Origin of the sequence: Robinsoniella peoriensis (assembly GCF_000797495.1) — a bacterium.
Lineage (GTDB): Bacteria > Bacillota > Clostridia > Lachnospirales > Lachnospiraceae > Robinsoniella > Robinsoniella peoriensis.
In genome coordinates this window covers 59,357-80,005 of record NZ_JTGN01000008.1, presented here as the reverse complement: position 1 = coordinate 80,005, position 20,649 = coordinate 59,357, and the positions used below count along the sequence as shown (strand labels likewise).

The 20,649-nt window shown below is 42.7% G+C and carries 11 protein-coding genes; all 11 read right to left on the bottom strand.

Annotation, left to right across the window (positions count from 1 at the left end; translation table 11 throughout):
* Positions 1–36 precede the first annotated feature (36 nt).
* Entirely contained in the window at positions 37–1,545 is a 1,509-nt protein-coding gene (locus QR40_RS17150; protein ID WP_044296107.1) for an ATP-binding cassette domain-containing protein, read from the bottom strand.
* On the bottom strand, positions 1,538–2,641 hold the full coding sequence (locus QR40_RS17145; protein ID WP_052377920.1) for a sensor histidine kinase: 1,104 nt from the start codon (positions 2,639–2,641) through the stop codon (positions 1,538–1,540). The genes QR40_RS17150 and QR40_RS17145 overlap by 8 nt, the downstream gene beginning before the upstream one ends.
* 33 nt (positions 2,642–2,674) lie before the next feature.
* Positions 2,675–4,294: a response regulator gene (locus tag QR40_RS17140; RefSeq protein WP_027295504.1), complete on the bottom strand. Its 1,620-nt coding sequence runs from the start codon at positions 4,292–4,294 to the stop codon at positions 2,675–2,677.
* 106 nt (positions 4,295–4,400) lie between these two features.
* Positions 4,401–4,925 carry a spore maturation protein gene (locus QR40_RS17135; RefSeq protein ID WP_027295503.1) on the bottom strand — a complete coding sequence of 175 codons (525 nt, stop codon included), beginning with the start codon at positions 4,923–4,925 and terminating at the stop codon, positions 4,401–4,403.
* 149 nt (positions 4,926–5,074) lie between these two features.
* A complete protein-coding gene (locus tag QR40_RS17130) occupies positions 5,075–6,388 on the bottom strand; it encodes a sensor domain-containing diguanylate cyclase (RefSeq protein ID WP_052430902.1) in 1,314 nt (437 codons plus the stop codon).
* 131 nt (positions 6,389–6,519) lie between these two features.
* A complete protein-coding gene (locus QR40_RS17125) occupies positions 6,520–7,365 on the bottom strand; it encodes a carbohydrate ABC transporter permease (RefSeq protein WP_027295502.1) in 846 nt (281 codons plus the stop codon).
* Position 7,366: 1 nt separating this feature from the next.
* Positions 7,367–8,287 carry a carbohydrate ABC transporter permease gene (locus tag QR40_RS17120; protein WP_027295501.1) on the bottom strand — a complete coding sequence of 307 codons (921 nt, stop codon included), beginning with the start codon at positions 8,285–8,287 and terminating at the stop codon, positions 7,367–7,369.
* Between the two features lie 135 nt (positions 8,288–8,422).
* The gene (locus tag QR40_RS17115) at positions 8,423–9,853 is read right to left on the bottom strand and encodes an ABC transporter substrate-binding protein (protein WP_044296106.1); all 1,431 of its coding nucleotides are present in this window, start codon (positions 9,851–9,853) and stop codon (positions 8,423–8,425) included.
* A 126-nt stretch (positions 9,854–9,979) separates the two neighbouring features.
* Positions 9,980–17,956, bottom strand: coding sequence for an Ig-like domain-containing protein (locus tag QR40_RS17110; RefSeq protein ID WP_044296105.1), 7,977 nt, complete (start codon positions 17,954–17,956; stop codon positions 9,980–9,982).
* Between the two features lie 50 nt (positions 17,957–18,006).
* Complete coding sequence (locus QR40_RS17105) at positions 18,007–18,750, bottom strand: hypothetical protein (protein WP_044296104.1); 744 nt, start codon at positions 18,748–18,750, stop codon at positions 18,007–18,009.
* A 312-nt stretch (positions 18,751–19,062) separates the two neighbouring features.
* On the bottom strand, positions 19,063–20,631 hold the full coding sequence (locus tag QR40_RS17100; RefSeq protein WP_044296103.1) for a response regulator transcription factor: 1,569 nt from the start codon (positions 20,629–20,631) through the stop codon (positions 19,063–19,065).
* Positions 20,632–20,649: the final 18 nt, after the last annotated feature.

Genomic DNA, 20,649 nt, shown 5'->3' with positions numbered 1-20,649 from the left:
CTGCCGGGCGCTTTTAACCAGCATCCATAATCCGTTTCAGATATCCCTCAGACTCTCCCCATAGCTTTGCAGCAACTGATCCCTGTTTCCATCCGTTACGCTAAATGTCGCCTTTGTCTTTCCCTGGTTTACTACAATAATTCTGTCGCATACATCGAACATCTCCTTAATATCAGAAGTTATGAGAAGTACAGTTTTCCCTTTTGCCTTCAATGTCATAATATCTGCGTATATACTGTCTTTGGATATCACATCTATAGTCTGTGCGGGATTTACCAGGACTATCAGCGCAGGATCAGATGCCAGAACTCTGCAAAGTGCTATTTTCTTCTGAGCTAACCGGCTTTCCGGCACACAAGAATCTAAAGTACAGTATGGGCATGCGGATTTCATATAGTCGGAAAATAATTCCCCGGATATGTATTTTAATTCCCCACGGTTTAACCGTCCTGCCAGCCCTCTGTTCATTTTAAGTGCAGACATCATAATATTTTCTTCTATACTGAATTCCCAGAAGATCCGGTCATCTTCGGGCACTACAGCAATCCCTGCCTGCAATGCCTGTTCCGTGGACTTTAGGAGCAGCGTTTTCCCATCAAATATAATCTCTCCCTTATCCGCACTGCCAAGACCCATAAGCAGCCTTTCCACTGCCTTCCCGGAGTTTTTATTCACATTCAGCATCCCGGTAATGCTGCCTTTAGTAACTTTAAAATCCAGACCATGGAGAATATTTTCAAAATATACATCTGAAAATTCCAGAAGATTTTCTAATCTGGGAAGCTCTTTTGGAACTGCACGAATCCCTTCTTCTCTTTCGTTCAGCGGATAACCGATCATGTAAGAAATGATCTCATCTTCTTTTAGATGCTTTTTATCCAAAACCGCTGCCGTCTTCCCATCCCGCATAATAAATAACCGGTCGCAATATGGTTTCAGACAGCGTAAAGTTGTCTCAACCAAAATAATACTGATGCGGAGCGAACGCAGTATGTAAAAAAGTTTTGAAAACCACTTGAGCGCTTCCTGTGACATTCCGTTTAATACATCGTCCATAACCAATATCCTTACATCATAGACAATTGCCTTTGCAATTTCCACCAAGATCCTGTTTTTAAAAGACAGCGTCCCCACCTTGTCCGTAATATCCGCCTGAACTTCCAATAATTCCATAATCTCAAGGCATTGGTTTCTCACTTCCTTTTTGTTTATTAGAACGGTTTTCTCTTTTACCGTCAGAAAAAGGTTTTCTAATATTGTAAAGTCCTCAATTAATGAAGATTGCTTCTGTATATAAAATATACCCGCTTTTCTCGCCTGTTCAATAGAAGTGATACGAATACTTTCCTCATTCAGATATGATCTTCCTGCCGCATAGGGATAAAATCCTGCTATCCCCCCAATCAGGGTAGATTTTCCAGAATAATTTACTCCGATAATTCCAATAATCTCATTCTGGAACAAGTTTAGCCTGGCACCGCTTAAAATTTTTTTCCCTCCCAGATAACTTTCTATTTCTTCCATTCTCAGAATTTCTCTATTCATAGATACTTCCCTTTACCTGCCTGTCCTCCACTTCAATGCAGGGCAATATAAGCTCCGTAGTCGTCCCTACACCGGGTGTGCTCTCTATGGCAATTCCATAGATCTCACCAAAACGCAGCTTAATCCGCTGGCTGATATTAATAAGTGCAATTCCGGTATGAAACTTTGCCGCTTCCCTGGGCGATGACCGCTCTTTGCTCTTTAATCGCTTCTTCAGGTATTCCAGTGCCTCCTCTTCTATTCCCACACCGTCATCCGTAACATTCAGAACAAGCCGCTTCTCTGTTACATATCCACTGATTACCAGGTGCCCTCTCCCGTTCTTATTTTCTAATCCGTGCATAATAGCATTCTCCACAATCGGCTGCAATATCAGATTGGGAATCTGATAGCGGTCCAGCAGGCTTTTTTCCACCTCACAGATGTAGGCAAATCTCCCCTGGAAGCGAAATTCCTGTATCAGCATATAATTCTCCACGTTTTCAAGCTCTTCCCGCAAGGTTAACAGTTTCCCATCTTTGGCAATCATATTGCGGAATAGTCTGGATAGAGCCTCTGTCATCGCCGCTATTTCCTCCACATCATGAATCAGGGCGAGCCCCCTGATGGAGTCCAGGGTATTATACAAAAAGTGGGGATTAATCTGAGTCTGCAGTGCCAGCAGCTCCGTCTCCTGCCGTTGATTTTCAGCAATCTGGTTTTGCTGTTGGATAAACTTCTGTTCCTCCAGCATTTCCAGAAACATCCGTTCTATGGAAGAGTCTGCAAGATACTTCTCATATACCGCACTGTCCTCCATCCTGGTGAGGGTTTTATACTCTTCTACTGTGCTTTCCAGATGAAAAACCGGCTTGATCAGAAAAATATAATCTATTACCCCCAGGATTACAATGCTGAGTCCCAGGCACAAGAAGACGATTTTCTGATAGTATCCAATGGATGTTTCCTCTATATAATTGTTTATGATCTGAAAATCTGCTATTTCTTTTCCAATCAGGCATAAGAAGCTTGGCAGCAGAAGATTTACCGCTGCAGCCAGCATCACTCCGCTGCTGTTTAATTTACCCGGCATGAATTTTTTCTTAATATTTTTCATGGGTACCTCCGTAATTCAATTTTAACAAATCATTTACGTTACATTTCTGCTTCGATATTCCGTTGGCTTAACCCCTACGTTTTTTTTAAACATCTTGGAAAAATATCTGGCATCGGAAAATCCCACAAGTCCTGCCACCTCGTTTACATTATACCTCACATCTTTTAACAGCTTCTTCGCCATATCAATCCGGTATTGATTCAGATAATCAACAAAGTTTGTCCCAACCTCTTTCTTAAAAAGTACGCTGAAATATACACCGCTCAGATTGACCACCTCTGCTACAGATGCCATTGAGATATTCTTGGCATAATTTTCGGCAATATACTTTTTCGCAATTCGTATGGAAGGGTTCTCACCACCTTTGCTGTTCTGTGTATATTCTTCAATAAAAATACTGATCTGATCCATCAGCGCGGCTGCTGTCTGCCTGGGCGTATAACACCAGAGCAGCTTTTCCATCAGCTGTACTTCCAAATCTTCATAACTGCCTTTATAAATGTCAATCTGCCTGAGATATTCATAAAACTTCCGGTGAATAAACTGCAGTATCTCATGATAAATGCATGTATCACGGTAACGGTATTCATCCCCCGCCGAAAATGCCCCCAGAACCTGTAATTTAATCTTGTCAACCTGAAAGCTTTTAAATGACTCTGCAAGTCTTACCCTGGCTTCATCTGAAAATATAATATCAATTATTCCGGGATCTTCTTTAACCATAGAATCCTGTATAATAGCTCCAATTTCAAGTGCGGTTCTGGTATACAGGCATTTTTCAGCAGAGCCATAGCTCTCCGAAAAACCAGAAAGCCCCGTTACCTCTCTTCCCATCCCCATTGTAATATATAACTGTTCAAATTTAACCAACACTTCCTGGATTCCTTTAAAATTATCCCTGAGCTTTTTCCAGACTTCCTCTCTCTGGTTTGCCTGGTAATTCAACAGCATAGTAATGCTATTTTGTTCTGTTTTAACCAGGCACTCAAAGCAGCAGCCAGCCAGCCCATCCGCCATCAGCTCCTGTACCCGCCCGATTAACGTATCCGTAAAATTCTTATCCGGAATAGACTCTGCTGCATCTAACTTCACACAGATAACCTGAAAAATCCCCAGACTAAAAGTTGTAAAAAAAGTCTGGTTCACTGCCGCGAGATCCTCCGGAGGAATATTCAGACTGCCATTTAATATACGTTCAAAAAAATAAGAGCGAAGCTTCCCCTTGCTTACGCCCAATTGATTATCCAGCTTTTTCAGAACCGCTTCATTTTGTTTCTCCGACTCCAGCTTTGTTCCCAGTTTCTGCAGGATCTGCTCCAGTTCATTTTTACTGACAGGCTTTAAGAGATAGTCTTCCACATTATACTGCATTGCACTTTTTGCATATTCAAACTTCTTATGTCCGCTGATGACCACGAACTTTACTTTATCATTTAACTCCCGCACTTTCTGCATAAACGTAATTCCGTCATACCCCGGCATGCGGACATCTACAATAATGATATCCGGCTGCAGCCGCTTCACCTCTTCTAAAGCTGTCATTCCATTATCTGCCGTTCCAACAATACACATCCCATACTTTTCCCAGTCGATCAGTTTCTCGATCAGAGAGATAATGAAAATCTCATCATCTACAATCATTACTTTAAACATGATGCTACCTGCCCTCTCCTTTTACTCATCTGATTGAGTAAATGCTTTTGTATAAGCACTTTGCTGAGTTCATTTTAGCATCTAAAAATAGGCACGTCAATTCCGGTTACATCCTCCCGGCCAGGACAACGCTTGCAATTATCCCCGCCAGCGTAGCCACCAGTGCTCCTGCCAATGTATACCTGGTCTTCTTTACTTTTGCCGTCATAAAATAAACCGACATGGTATAAAATATGGTCTCCGTACAACTCATCATAATCGAAGTAAGTATCCCCATTGCCGAATCCGGTCCATATTCCTTGAAAATATCCAATACCAGCCCCGTTGCCGCACTGGAAGAAAACATCCTTACAATTGCGACCGGCATCAGCTGAGGCGGGAAACCCACATTTTGCAGCAGCCCTCCCAGCACACCGGAAAGCATATCCAGGAATCCGGAAGCACGCAGTATTCCAACTGCAACCATAAGCCCGATCAGCGTAGGCATGATCTGGATTACGGTGTGAAATCCATCCACCGCACCTTTTATAAATGTTTCATAAACATTTTTCTTCATTAGCAGTCCGTATCCCACAATATAAAATATAACAAAGGGAATCATAAAAGTAGAAAGAAAGACGAGTACCTTCATCCGTATCTCCTGCCTGTACATCTCTTACTCACAGCATATGTCAGACCGTCCTGTTTTATGTCCTGTGAAATTCCCATTCAATAACAAAAGCGATAAAGCATTGATATCCTCTGCCAGAATAATATGGCATCCATGCTTTATCGCTATATTCAATCCAGAGAAGGATCTTTCACTTTTGATATAAATCCTGCAAACAGTTCCGGAATATCATATTTATCGCGGATCAGGTAACCTCTGCATCTTAACCAGATCCATTCCCCACTGGGTTTTTGTGCCCGGTATTTTACATTGTGAGTATTTACCCTTCCATCGGCAATTTCCTGATTAGCTTCCAGAAAACATTTTTTATCATCCGGATGAATAAGACTCCCCCAGACGGCTGCCGCATTAGGGATAACCTGCCCCGGAAGCCCGAATTCTTCTACCATGGCAGGAGAATACCGAAAAGTACCGGTTTTCATGTTGCCTACGTATATGTAGTCATCTGTGCTCTCCATCAGAGCATCATACAGGTGCTCTTTATCATAATCAAAATCCTCTACTGCAGCCTGATATTCAGAAAGACTTCCGCTTAATCTCTCTTCTGCTTTTTTGATGTGATACACCTTTTTTTGACGATACATTTCCTCATCCGCCAGGGATATAACTTTGGATACAGAAAATTCGTCCTTTCCTGTTATTTCCACAATCCCATAACAGAAGGATACTTCATGTGAAACTGCCTTTTCCTTCACAATCTGCTTCAGATCTTTCTGAATGGAACGTACCCTGCCATCTGCCTCCTCCAGGCAGATATCCATGAAAATAATTACAAATTCATCTCCGCTGAGCCGGAATGCCATATCATCCGCTGTTAAATTATCCAGTGCAGCCTGCGCTATATAGGAGATGCTTTTATCTCCCTCATAATGCCCATATACATCATTGATCTGTTTTAATCCGTTGAGATCATAAAGGCATACACACAGGGTTCTTTCCGTTCCCTGCAGTTTTTTTAAAGCTTCCTGCAGCATTAATTTCCCTGCACGCCGGTTAAACATCCCGGTTAACTCATCCTTACTTGCAATTTCCGTAATGCGCTTGAATTCCGTAATATCAACGGAATGCTGTAAATGAACCAGCCTGCCGTCCGCCCATCTGATCAGACTGTCATAATTTTCGTATATACGTCCCGTAGCCGTATTCTCTTCTTCCCAGACGAAGAAAGGCGTTTCGCTGTCCTGTTCCAGCAAATGTGCAATCGGGCAAAAAGAACACCGGTGGTTCATTCCCCGCTGTAAAATCTGCCAGCAAATCTTTCCTTCCGGATTTTCCACCCCAAAGATCTCCTGCATGTTTTTACTCATAAATATAATCTCGTCCGTTTCTATGTCACTTACATACAACACAGCATTCATATTATTTAATAACGAGTCAAATACGAAACTCTGCATGCTCAATGCTTTTTTATCATCTTTCTCCATACAAATCCCCTCTGTCTGTTATTACTCCTGATGCCATTTATGACCATAATTCATAATCCCTATTATAGCATGGAATTTGAAGTCCTACAATGATATCCGGGTATTTTACAAAGGCCAAAGGGGTGTTTAACCTATTCCTTAACAGCTCCTGCTGAAACCCCTTCCAAAATGTATTTCTGGAAGAAAATGTAGATAATAACCGTAGGTATCATTACGATAATAATACCTGCTGCCAGTCTCTGCCACGATCCCTGCTGGGCATTGGCAAAGTTCATCAGGAATGTAGTAAGTGTCCGCAGAGAATTCTTTGGCATATATAAGTATGGAATGTACATGTCATTAATAATTGTAATTGCTTTAATAATCACCACAGTTGCGGTTGCCGGTGCCAGCAGCGGAAAAATTATTCTGCCAAACAGCCCAAAATAACCGCATCCGTCCAGCAAAGCGCTCTCATCCAGCGATACGGATATCTTGGATATAAACTGCCGGTAAATGTAAAGCTGCATCAGATCCGATGCCACATAAATAATGATTGGTGCACCCAGGGTATTATAAGCCCCGATTCCCTGTATTATCTTAAACCTTGCAATTTCGGTAACAAAGGTAGGAATCAGCATTCCAAGGAAAAAAAGTGCAAATACAACTTTCTTAAAACGGAATTCAAAACGTTCCAGAATAAATGCGGTTACCGATCCCAGCATGATATTGAAAATAATACTGATAAATGCAATTAAAAACGTATTCCTAAACCCTACTAATAAATATTTATCTCCCAATACCCTTTCAAAGTTTTCAAAGGTAATTTTATCCAGTGCCGGCAGGAGCAGAGGGGATGTCTTAATCATGTCTCCCCTTGTCTTCAAGGCTGCAAACAGAGTCAGTATAATAGGAAGTACTACAATGATAACCATGGCGATACAAATCAGCTGCTTTGCGCACTGGGTCATAATTCTCTTAGATTTACCTGACTTCATATTATTTCCCTCCCTTTCTTCTGATTTTTAATACCTTCTGCGGCTTTGGTTTCCCAATGTGAAGCACTCTGTTTTGTACTACATAGATAATCACAATGAGGATCATAATTGCAACTGCCATAGTAGAAGCCAGACCAAAGTTGTTAAAGGTAAATGCCGTCTTAATGGTATAAAGTGTAAATGTGGAAGAAGCATATCCCGGACCTCCCTGGGTCATAACAAACGGGATATCAAATACCTGTAATGCACCTCTGATATTGTCAAATAAGATGAAATCCAGTACCAGGGAAATGGACGGAACCTGAATGTAACGGAAGATCTGGAATGCATTTGCACCATCTACATTTGCTGCCTCAACAATATCTTTGGGTACGGACTGTAATGCGGCTATAAATAATACAATATGGTAACCGCTGAATTTCCATAAAGATACAAATGCCAGAACAAAGTTTACGATCTTCGGATCGGATAACCAGTTTCTGCTCAGTCCGCCCAGATGCAATGCTTCTAATATAGAATCAAATGCACCATTTACCGGTGAAAAAAAGTAAGAAAATGCATATGCGATTGCTACACCATTGATGATATAGGGCAGGAATACGATTGTCTTATAGGCCTTTGCTGCTCTTAATTTAGAGGTTAAGATGACCGCTATTGCCATTTCCACCGGAATCATTAACAGATGGACTGCAAAGTAGATACCATTATTGCGAAGGGACAGCCACAGATCTTTATTTTTAAACATGGATATGTAGTTGTCAATTCCAATAAAATTGCTGTTTGCTGAGTACCCGTCCCAATTCGTAAAGCTCATTCGAAATAAATCCACTGCCGGAAATACAACGAATGCCACCAGTAATACAACCGGAACTAACAGACTCAGAATGATAAATCGATTCCTTTTTTTCGTTAAACTATTCATGAGATCCCTCCATTTCTCCTCTGGATGGCGATTGAAAATTGTTCTGCATTTTTCAAATACGCCCTTACTTGCATAAAAAATGCTGCCCCATTACAGACTGTTGCAACAGTTGTGCTGAGGCAGCCCTTATCCTATTTATTTAATACTTAATTTTTCTCTCGCTGCTTTCCATTTTGTATTCAGGTCATTTAGTGCTGACGGAAGATCAAATCCATTTACCAGCATTTCAGCCCCTAATTTTTTATAATCAAAGGTGGTCTCTGCTACCAGTGCAGTAAAGTCATCACCGCCGCCGTCATACATAACAAGTTCTTTGTCCGGCTGTAACTCATCAGCCTGTGCAAGTATCGGGTCTTTGTCTTTCTGAACCGTCTTCATGGTATTATCATCCGCCTGGGATTTGATGTATTCCGGGTACCATGCATCACTAAAGTAGAATTCTACAAAAGCTTTTGCCAACTCCGGATTCTTTGCATGTGTGGTAATAGACATAAAGTTATCACCCTGTGTAATTGCTCTGAATGGATCTTCTGCTTTTTCCCTGGTTGGCAGGTAGAAGGTTCCCAGTTCATCTGTGCTGTCAGCACCTTCTGAGATACTGGTAAGTGCCCATCCGCCGGATGCAACCATCGCTGCCTGCTTCTGTGCAAATAATGCAGTAGCCTGATCATTACCGATACCTACCGGATCTTTTCCAAATACGCCGGAGGTGAATAAGCTGTTAATCTTTGTATATGCCTTATAGAAATCCGTTCCTTCCGAAAATGGCTCGTCCTGAGTTGCCATTGTATTCCAGTTCTGTCCGTTTCCGCTTTCCAGTGCCGGCATGAACTCGGTAAATGGATAGGTTGGCCATTCATCTTTGCCGCCCATTGCAATTGCCATAAAGTCACCGTTATCTGCTCCGAAATGTTCCTGCAGCTTCTTAGAAACTTCTTCCAGCTCTGACCAGGTTGAGGGCACTTCTACGCCTGCTTCTTTGAACATATCTTTCCAGTAATACACATATTCTGCTGTCATTTTTTCCGGAAGACCTAATACTTTTCCATCAACTGCATAGCCCTCTGCAATATTGTTATTTTTATTAGCCTCTGTATCAGACAGGTCAACTAAATAATCTTTAAATCTTGACAGGGTAAAGGTCTTATTAAACATAATGTCCGGAAGCTGATTGGCGGATGCACGCATTTTCATTGCGTTCCAGTACTCAGAATCATCTTTCAGTTTCTCAAATTCAATGTTGGCATCCGGATACACTTCCTGAAATTTTCCGGCCAGATCCAGATCCTCAAATAACTGCATGGAAACATTATCCCAAAGGGCAACCACCAATGTTCCGCTCAGTTCTGTATTTGCATCTGCTTTCTCTGTGTCATCTGCTGCAGCTGTTTCCCCCTTAGCTTCGTCTGTGCCGGCTTCGGTTGTACCTGCCTGTGTTGCGGCTGCCTGCGTTCCTTCTGTTTTCCCGGCCTCCGTTGTACTGCTTCCTGTTGAGCCGCCGCATCCTGCTAAGATACCTGCAACCATTGATACACAAAGAATTGCACTAATTACTTTTTTCTTCATTATTTGTTTCCTCCCTTTCACTTTGTAAATGTATTCTACCATGTGCATCCGGTGGGGACTATGCACAAACGTTTGATTTCTTGATATATTTTCAGATGCCGACAGGTAATAATACCTTGATTCCCTTTATTTCGCCTTATACTTTAATACATTGGAATAACTGCCGTAGTAGTTCTTTCCATTGGTTCTGATATAAGTACGTACTTTAAAACGATAGTTTTTTCCTTTTTTCAGCCCCTTTACCACTGCATTTGTCTTCGTGGCTGTGGTTACTTTCCGGTAACTTCCTTTACCGGTCTTCATGTAAATGTCGTATCTGGCTCCACTGACTTTACTATAAGAAAGCTTTACACTGCCTGAACCATTCTTCTTCGCAAGGTTTAATCTGGCTGCTGCCGGTCTTGTTGCTGCAGAAGCGCCGGAAGAGTAAGCTCCCCGTCCGCCTTTATTCACCGCTGCGACTTTCACCGTGTACTTTGTTCCTGCCGGCAAACCTTTTAATGTAATGCTTGTCTTTTTTGTAGCCGCAAAGTCTTTCCATTTCTTATTTGACTTATAAACATATACTTTATAAGAATCAGCGCCTTTTACTTTATTCCAGGATACGGTTAAGGTGGTCCTGGTAGTCTTATTTACCTTTGTTCCTGTTACTTTTACCGGTTTCTTCACAATCTGTACCTCGATTGTGCATTCTGCAGTCTTTTTACCATCTTTTGTGGTAACGGTGATCTTTGTGGTTCCGTTTCCAACTGCAGTTACTTTTCCCTTTGCATCAACCACCGCAACTTTTTTATTTTTAGATTTCCAGGTCACTGTTTTATTTGATGCATTTTTCGGCAATACGGCTGCACTTAGTTTTACAGAAGCCCCTTTCGCTGATAAAACTGCACTCTTTTGTGCCAGTCTCACGCCGGTTACTTTTACAACCGGATCCGGAATGCTTACCGTTACTTTACAAACGGCTGTTTTTCCGCCGTCTTCCGTAGTAACAATAATCTCCGCGGAACCGCTCGCCGCTGCCTTTACCAGTCCGTTTTGGTCTACGGTTACCGACTTTGTATTGGTAGATTTCCAGGTGACATTTTTATTTGCCGCATCTTCCGGAGCAACCTGAGCCCTTAACTGTGCAGTTTCTCCTGCTTTTGTAAAGGTCACTGCCGGCTTATCCAGGCTTACTCCCGTTACTTTTATAACTGGTACCGGAATTTCAGTAAGTCCTGCCGCTGCTTTTTCTAATGCTGCATGAGCTGCATTAACCTGTTCTTGAGTTGCTTCACTGTCATTTAATACCATCTCAGCCTGATTCATTGCATTTACAAATGCACTCCAGCTATCCTGCGTATATTTCGACTGGTCTTTTCCGGAATTTGCATCATACAGATTCTTCAGTGCTGTTTTATTGACTTCCGGAACTGGATCTGCATCTGCCAAACCATTAATTGCGTTCTGTAATGCATCTTTTGCTGCATCTGCCTGTTCCTGCACTGCATCCGGATCATCCAGCACTCGTTTTGCTTCTTCCATGGCATCTGCAAATACTTTCCAGGAATCCGGCGTATACTTTGCTTCTTCTCTAGTGGTATTTGCCTCATAAAGCAGCCGAAGCGCCCCTTTGATATCTTCCTCTGTTCCTGCATCTTTCAGCTGAGCAATGGCATCTCTTAATACCTGCAGCGCCTGATTCACATCGTCCTGTGTGGCTGTTTCGCTGTCCAGTACCCCTTTTGCCGCTTTCATAGCCTGATCAAATACGGCAAAGCTTTCTTCTGTGTAATCTTTTGCTGCCTTATCTGCATTCTGGTCATAAAGTGCCTGTAATTCAGCTTTATCTGCCGGATCCGGAATTTCAGCCGGAACCAGACCTTTAATTGCCTCTTCCAGTGCCGCTTTTGCTGCATCTACTGCATCCTGGTCCGCAGATTCACTGTCCAGTACCTCTTTGGCTGCTTTCATTGCCCCATCAAAAGTATTCCAGCTCTCCAGGGTATAATCTTCAGCCTTTTTACCGGTATTGTTATCATACAATCCCTGCAATTCTGTTTTATCTACCGGCTGAGGTTCTGCTGCTTGTAAGCCTCCAGCTGCCGTTTCCAGCGCTTCCTTCGCTGCATCCACTGCCGCCTGGTCTGCTGTCCCGCTGTCTAATACTGCTTTCGCTGCTTTCATTGCCGTATCAAAAGCTGCCCAGCTCTCTTCAGTATAATCTTCTGCTTTTTTACCGGTGTTTTCATCATACAGATTCTGTAAAGCTGATTTATCAACGGCGGGAGCCTCTGTCTCTTTAAAGGATACTGCAAGGGTATGGTTTCCTGTAATATCCGTAAAGGTATATTGAGCATCGGTTACTTCTGTCTCTACGTTGTCTACCAGTACTTTGTCCACCTCATATCCGTCATCCGGTGTAAAGAAAATGGTCTTGCTGCTCAGTCCGAATACAGTTACATCACCTTCCTGGCTTGCCGCACCGTGATCCCCTGCTGTTACATCAATCTTATACTCCTCTTCTGTAGTGTAATATACCTCTTTGACTGTATAAGTCTTACCTGTTCTTCTGGCACCAAATCCAAACTTTCCGGGTGTCTGTGCATAAGCTAACGTTTTTGTTCCAAGATTTTCGCCGTCCACCCAAAGTGTAATGTCATAATTTGTTGTTCCATTTTTCGTAAACGTAACTTTTAGCGTATGCTCTTGGTTTGCTGTAAGCGGGGTTGTCTGGTTAAAATCTCCCCATCCCGGATTATTGCCGGACTTATCATAGAACCATGCCGCCCTTGGTGTTGCCGCCTGGGGATCTACTTCGTATCCAATGCGGATAAATCCGCCGTCCCCTGTCTTGATATCAAACAGGCTCTGGTCACTCAGGTTATCAATGGCAAACCTGGTATAGAAAGTTCCTTCTGTAATTTCCGGAGCATTTGTATCAATTGCCATTGGGAAATTATTGTCACTGCCCTTGTTCAGCTTAATCTTTACGCCATCTTCTTCTACTACACTGCTCTCCATCAGATTTCCCGCATAGTCAGCCCTATCGTCTACGCTGTAGTCCTGATGGTAGGTAACCTTTTCTGTCTCTTCACCGCTGCCTCCGTCACCTGAAAATGTGACCTCCAGAGTATGGTCATTACGAATATACGCAAAAGTATAACTGTTGTCCTGTACTTCGTCTGTTACATCCACACCGTCTGCCAGAACCTTCGTAATACGCTCCCCTTCTTCCGGAGTAAAGAATAACGTCTTGTCCGCTTCTTCAAACGCAGTTACTGCGCCGGTCTGGCTGACGCTTCCTTTTCCCGAAGCCGTTACATTGATCACGTGTTTTGGTGCATTTGTGAAATAGAACTCTTTGACGGTAAAGGTTCTTGCAACATTTCTGGTAGAGAATCCTGCCTTGCCTGCTGCGCCGTCATGATAAATATTTCCGGATTTTCCAAGGGAAACTCCATTCACAACTGGTTCTAATGTACAGGTATTCGCTCCGGTCATCACCAGATTCACCTGTAATTCATATTCTGTATTAACGCTTACACCAAAGCCTTTAAAGTATCCATAGGTTTTGCCGTCTTCCCAGAACCAGTTACTGTTTCCGTCAATTCCCACTACTATCTCGTTCCCGGTTGTAAGCTTAATTACAAACCTTGTCTGGTCTGATAAATTATTTACGGAGAATCTGGTATAATAAGTGCCTTCTTTTAATGGGGTGGAATCCTGGTCTACTACATGTACTTTTCCGCCTCCTGACAGACTCAGCTTCAGTGCCTGGTTCTCAACCGCTGCAGTTCCGCCGGAATAATTGGCTTCTGTATCTATGTTATAATCTCTGTGGTAGTTGGTATATTTTGCAACAACTACGCTGTTCTTAAATACTGTCACCGCTTCTTCAAGCGCAAGATAAGATTCTTTATAGCTGTCCGCTGCAGCATCCGGATTCCCGGCTGTTTCCTGTGCTGACCGAATGGCCTCATGGAATGCATCTTTCGCTTCCTTTGGATACTGTCCGCGCATATCGCCTACTTCAGCTTCATCATGAAGCACAACTGCCTCTTCAATAAATGCCGCTAACTGCTCCTTGCTTACTTCATCCGGAATAAATACTTTTTTTACCGGAAGGGTTGTTACGTGTCCTGCCGCATTGGTCAGGGCAATTTCCGTATAGATTGGCGTTTTCTCCTGACTTAAAGCCTTAAATCTGGCGGATAAAATTTCTGCCGTTTCCATAAATCCATCTGCTTTTTTGATACTGAAGACAGATGTTACCACCGCATTGTCCGGGTTAGAAAGATCCGGCTGCGACGTGGAGACATTGACCAGTGCTCCGGTGTTTAAATCTGTCTTTGCTTCCACAAATTCTGCAAGATGGCTGTCATAACTCATTTTAACCGTCATTGTTTTATAACGTTTGTAGATATTTTGGGCACCGATAATCAGATCATAATTATTTTCTGTGCCGTCTGCATGGTTTGTCGCAACATTCACCCGGGCATTTCCACGTACTTCTGTTCCATACACACCAAGCTCTGTCATGGATATTCCCCAGGAAGCATTTTTTTCTTCTCCTGTAATCCGTATGTAACGTGCCACTTCTGAATCCAGGGTAGTTACATTTAATCCCGGCAATGCTGCATTTACAGATGCCGCCGTAGTGAAATCCACACCATTCTCGGAGATCTCCACACGGTATTTGGTGGCATAAGCACCCGGGGTCCAGTCTGCCGCCACATTGTTAATCATGTAGTTCTTTCCAAGATCTACCTGATACCACTGGTCTCCGCTGTCCTCAGCCGACCAGCGTGTGGACTGATTATTATCAATAGCCTTGTCTGCCGTATTGCTGCCCTTTTCGGAGCTGGCGCTCACTGTTTTGCCAACTGCCAGATTGTCACCTTCGATACCTGCATACGGCTCTACTACAATAGCATTCACCATGGCCAAAGATCCCTCTGCTGCAGTAAAGTGAATATCAATCAAACCATTTTGAGACTCCGTATAGGCCGTAATGTCCACTGCTTTTTCTTTTCCGCCTGCCTCTTTTTTAATGCTATAGTTTTCCTTAATAGTTTTTCCGTTTAAGGCAATGCTGAAGATATGCTCTTCATCATTTACTTCATTAAAGTACAATTTTACTCTGTAATTTCCAGGCTGGGCTTTAAATTTGTATCCAAAATCCTGTCCTGATCTTGCAGATTTTAAAACGGTTCCCATTCCTGCATCAGGATCAGGCAGTCTGTTGCCTGCCTCTGTCTCTGTATTTTCTCCATAATATCCGCTGCCGCCTGCGGGGAACCGGGCATCTGCATATAAACCATCAGAAGCATCTCCACCGCAGTTCAGTCGCATATTGACATCAGACATTGCATTTCTTTCCAGTGAAATACCGTTTAAGATAGCGTCTGTTTCTATTCCGTCTCCATTGTATGCGGCTGCCAGACGAATATCAATGATTCCGTCCACCGGATATACCGAACCTATTTCTTTTACAGAGGCGGTATCCGTGATTGTATAGACATCGTATTGCTCACCATTTACCAGAATATCAAACGTTCTGTCTTTTACGCCTTCTAACTCGGCAAAATTCAGCTTCACGTTGTATTCGCCCTGTTTGGCATAGATCTTATAGCCAAATTCTGCACCGGTAAGAGCGGTGTTATAAACTTCATCTGCTCCTGCTGCCGTACCGCTGATCTGTTTCACTTCACCATAATAACCGGACTTCCCTTTTTCTGCATCAAATGCCTGATCAGGGGAATATCCTTCAATCTCCCCGCCGCCGCTGTTAAAAGAAGAAGAATGCTCTGCCAGTTTCAGATACCACTGCTGTGCCGCTGTATCTGCCGGTGCTTCTAATGTGACTTTTCCGTCTGCCAGACTCAGGTATTGATTTCCATCATGAAGACGGAACAGTCCATTGTGAAGATCTTCTGTCTGCCATACGGTCTGATCGGTCTCGGATAAAGCAAATGTATCATTTACAATAGCGAGATACTGATAACTGTTTGCTTCGGAATCCCATATGCGGATCTTTACTCCGTCTTTTGTTCCCACAAATGTGAATCCCTGATTATTGTCTTCCTCTTTATTCAATGCCAGTTCGTTTCCGCTTATTTCCAGATAAGACATTTGATCTGTGTTCATAACACGGTAAACAGCATTTTTTTCTATTGTGAAATCACGGGTTCCGGTATCTGCAGTTTCGTGGATACCAATGTCCGGTACTCCGTTATACAGCGGATTGCCGTAGAAATCCTGTGTTGCATTACGGTCAGATGTATAATCCCACTGTCCTGCATTAGACTGTTTGGTCTGGGGCACCACATTTACATAGGTACCTGCTCCAATCGCTATTGAACTGTTCTTAATCTGATAAGCTTCCAGAGAGGACCAGATATTATCCTTATTTCCATCTGCCCTGTCTGCACCGCCTCCGGGTTTAACAAACTCCGGATCTCCGTGGATTGCACCTGCAATTTCTTTTTCCGAATAAGTTCCGGTTGCATTATAGACCAGGTTATTGGCAGTGCCTGCCTTTGACCAGTCCACATTTCCCCATTCCCCGTTACTCTTGGTACTGGTGTTGTAGAAAATGTTATTGTAAAAATTCCAGTTTGATGCTACGGAGTTAGGAGATCCCAAAGACCACTTCCAGTTATCTCCATTATAATAAAATACATTGTTGTAGATATAACTTGGCGTACTGCTTCCAGCTGCAATGTGCCTCATTACCATACCATCATTCTGACTTAAATTATAGCGGATAACATCTGTATCGTTACCACCCATTAACAGCATAAATCCCATTGGAGTATCATGACTGTAGTTATATTCAAAAATTGTCCCTGCACTGTAATAATCACTGTCGTAAGAACATCCATCCTGATTATAAGAAGGTCCGCCATAACTTTCGTTATATCGGAACATGGTGTCAAATGCATTCCAGGACCATATTCCCGCATTGGCTCCCGGAGTGGCACGCATGGTATGATTGTGGAGTAAGTTATTTTCTACAACTGCTCCCTTTGTCTCACATACCAGAATTCCGTCTCCTCCAATATCCGATACATCATTATTCAGAACCTTATAGTTTCTCTGAGCCTGATCTTTGTAACGGATATTATTACTGCGGGACCCGTCATTTGCCCCATTATTGTCCGCGTCATTATTGGGATCATAATCGCTTTTACTGGGATCATTGTGTCGGAAATTGTCTAAATCCGAAATACGGATTCCTTTGATTCCGGTACGGTCACATTTCTCAATCTGATTATTCTGAATGGTAACACCGTCAAAATAAGGATAAACGCCCGCTTTGGAACTAAAAATAACCTCAATCCCAATGCCACCGTCGACTTTATTCACACCTCTGTTTTCATTTCCATCTACATCATGAACATAGCAGCCGTCAATCACAATGCCCTTATACGAACGCTCATCCAGCCCTTTATAAGTTTCTACTGCCCGTTCATCCACCGTTACATGGATTCCCAGCCTTCTTGGCAGTTCATCATCCTTGTTGGATGCACCGGATTGCCAGTTCACCGTGAAATCATCGTCATTGGTTACCTCAATACCGGTAACCGTAGTATATTCCATGTTTTCAATCAAAATTGCTTCTTTATACCCTGCATATCCGGGTGTTCCGTCTGGATTGGCAGCCCCTGTCTTTCGAAAACCGCCTGCATTGATCACCGGCATATTACCTTCACCGTAGCTGCTGATCAGAATAGGTCTTTCCTCTGTTCCTTTTCCCTTTGGATACAGACGCTGGTTATCGAAGATACTTCCCTTTTTCAGCAGGATGGAATCCCCCGGCTGGAGGTTTACTGCATTTACTTTTTCCAGAGTCTTAAATGCTTTATCTGCTGATGTTCCATCGTTTTCGTCGCTTCCCGTTTCACTGTCCACATAATAGATCATTCCGTCTGTCACAGGTACATATTCATTTATCACTGCCTGGTACCCGTGCTGTACCGCTGTAACTGTATTCGTAACTGACTCTGTAACTGTCTCCGGCTCTGCTGCCTGTGCCGTAGCCGGAATTCCGGAAACTGTCATTGCGCCTGCCAGAAGAACGCTCATTGCCCTGGCTGTCCATTGCTTTTTCAATCTCATCAATCTTTTCCTCCTTTTTTCTTTGATATAGCCTGTTTCTATTTTTTCTGCTACATCACTGCCTTCTTAACTGCCTGCTCCATCACCTCCGGTTTGTTTATTTGAATGTCTGCTTTCGCAAGCATATCTTCCATATATTGATCAAATTTTTCCTTTAAGCCTAAGTCTTTTACACTCATCTTCACCGATTCAAAATCTTCATTTTGGAAATATTCCATGTTCTCATTGTAGATCTCCTGCATCTCTTCATCCGATAATACAAGCAACTCGTCCTCACTTAATTTCCGGATCACCTGAAGTCTCAGGTTCTGGTTCAGATAATCATAATACTGGCTCTCAGGAAAACTCGTAATCCCGTAAAACACCTCGTTTTTGCTCTTTTTCTCCTGCCGCTGTGCGTTCTCACTTTCCATCTGCTTTTGAATGGATGGGTAATCGATGGCTTCCATCAATCCCTTATCCAGGGCAATTTTCTGAAGAAGCTTATCTCCTGCAATTATCCGGACAGCCCTGTCCGTTACGCAAGCTAAAGCACTTTCCCCTCCGTCATAACTTTTTTCCCAGGAAAACCCTTCCGAATCCAGGTTATATGTATTCATCCATTCATTGCGGATTGACAACCGCAGTTCGGATGCTGCAAATATGATTTCTTCCTGATAGATGGGAATGTCATTCACTGCAGCCACAACTTTTTTATTTTTTCCCGTAAAACATGCAAAAAGAATACCTGCTGCAACGATTAAAACCACTGCCGCTGCCAGGATATACGCTTTAAAACTTTTCATTTTTACCATATTATTCCACTCCTTCCCACCTGGTTGGTCTCATTTTATCATTGAACTTGATTTATTTCCTTGTACCCTGGTTGTTTTTATTGATCTAAAGTCAGGTATGAGAATGCAGCCCACACTTGCAAAAAAGACATCTGTTTGAAAACAAAGGTTTTCAATCCAGATGTCTTTGTACTACGGCGTACAGTTTTAGCTTAAATTTGTGTTTTTTATGAAGGGAACGCTTTGTAGCTGGGGGGTGTTCGGAACGAGAATGCGATAGACAATGACAGGACACTTATAAACTGTTCCCTGTAGTATTAGAGCATGTTTATTTTATACTCTGCTCCCGCCCTTTTTATAATGAACCGGGCTCATCTGGCAAAGCTTTTTAAATATCCTGTTAAAGTGTTCCACACTGTTATATCCTACGCTCTGGCTGACCTCATAAATTTTCATATCCGTCTTTCGAATCAGGTCTTTTGCTTTAGAGATACGGAATTCCATCAGGTAACTGCTGAATGTAGTTCCTGTCTCTTTCGTAAACCGTGTGCTGAAGTATTTTTCATTTAATCCTACAAAATCCGCCACATTACCCAGGGAAAGTTCCGGATTGGCATAATTATCCCAGATAAAGCGCTTTGCTTTTTGTATTACATCGTTCTGCCTTCTGTCATAGTTATGTTCCAGGTAATCCATAATCCAACGAAGGTAATTGGTCATCCAGATCTCCATTTCCTTTAAACTGGTTATCCGTTGTATTTTTTCGTAGTAATCCACCTCTTGGGGAAATACCTTAAGAATATCATCGTTATTCTCCCGCAGAGACACCGACACCTGGTAGATCATGTAGATGCTTTCTATTTTTGCCTGCTCAAATCCCATTTGGTAAAAGTTAGTGAAAATTCTCTGACAGCTCTGTTCAAATGCCGCATTATCCAGGGATTTCAGGCTGTCTTTTAAGTCCTGGTAACGGATTCCCGCCTGGATAGCTTCCTGTAAATTGACCTTTTGCTGGATATCCGTGGTAAATACATCTGTTTTTTCGAAAACACTTTGAAATGTGAGCAGAACTCCAGCCGATTGTAAGCATTCCAGGAACCCGGATGCACCTGAACCGATCTGGCTGATTCCTGCAATTGCCGGGAGATTCATATAATTCTTCCAGTTATTCAGTATCTGTCTGCTTACCGACTGCACCCGGTTCTTTCTATTTTCATCGGCATCCTTCGCACGATAATACAAGAGATAAGAAGAAGGCGACAGGGAGCAGATCGTACATTTGGAAGCAACCATGGGTATCTGATTTGCAATTTCCAGCATCGGTTTTATCAATGCATCCTCCAGGTCATTGCCAAATCGCAATACCTGCTGTTTGAAATCCAGAATTTCAAAACGGACAATATAATAATAATCTGCAAAAAAAGATTCTTTTAACTCCGTCCTACCAAGAGCCATATCCTGCAGAATCTGGCTTTCTCCCACTGGTTTTACTGTTGTTTTCCCCACCGGACTGCTCCCCTTCGCCTTTTGCAGATGATCTGCGATGCGTTCCAGATGGCTGCTCAGCATAATCTCATTGATATCTGATTTAAGCAGATAATCCTGTGCCCCCAGCCGGAATGCCTCCCGCACCAGCAGAAAATCATCGTAACCGCTAAGCGCGAGAATTACTGGTACCTGTTCCATCCGGTTTACCTGCTTAATCAATGTAATACCATCCATGATTGGCATTTTCATATCGGTAATTAACAGGTCTACGCAGGTATCCTTTAACTTTTCCAATGCCTGCTGTCCATTTTTGGCATCACCCACAATTTCAAACCCAAACTTTTCCCAATCCACGATCGTATGCAGTGTTGTCCTTACAATCATATCATCATCTACAAACATAACTCTGTACATCTTCATCATCCTCTCTGA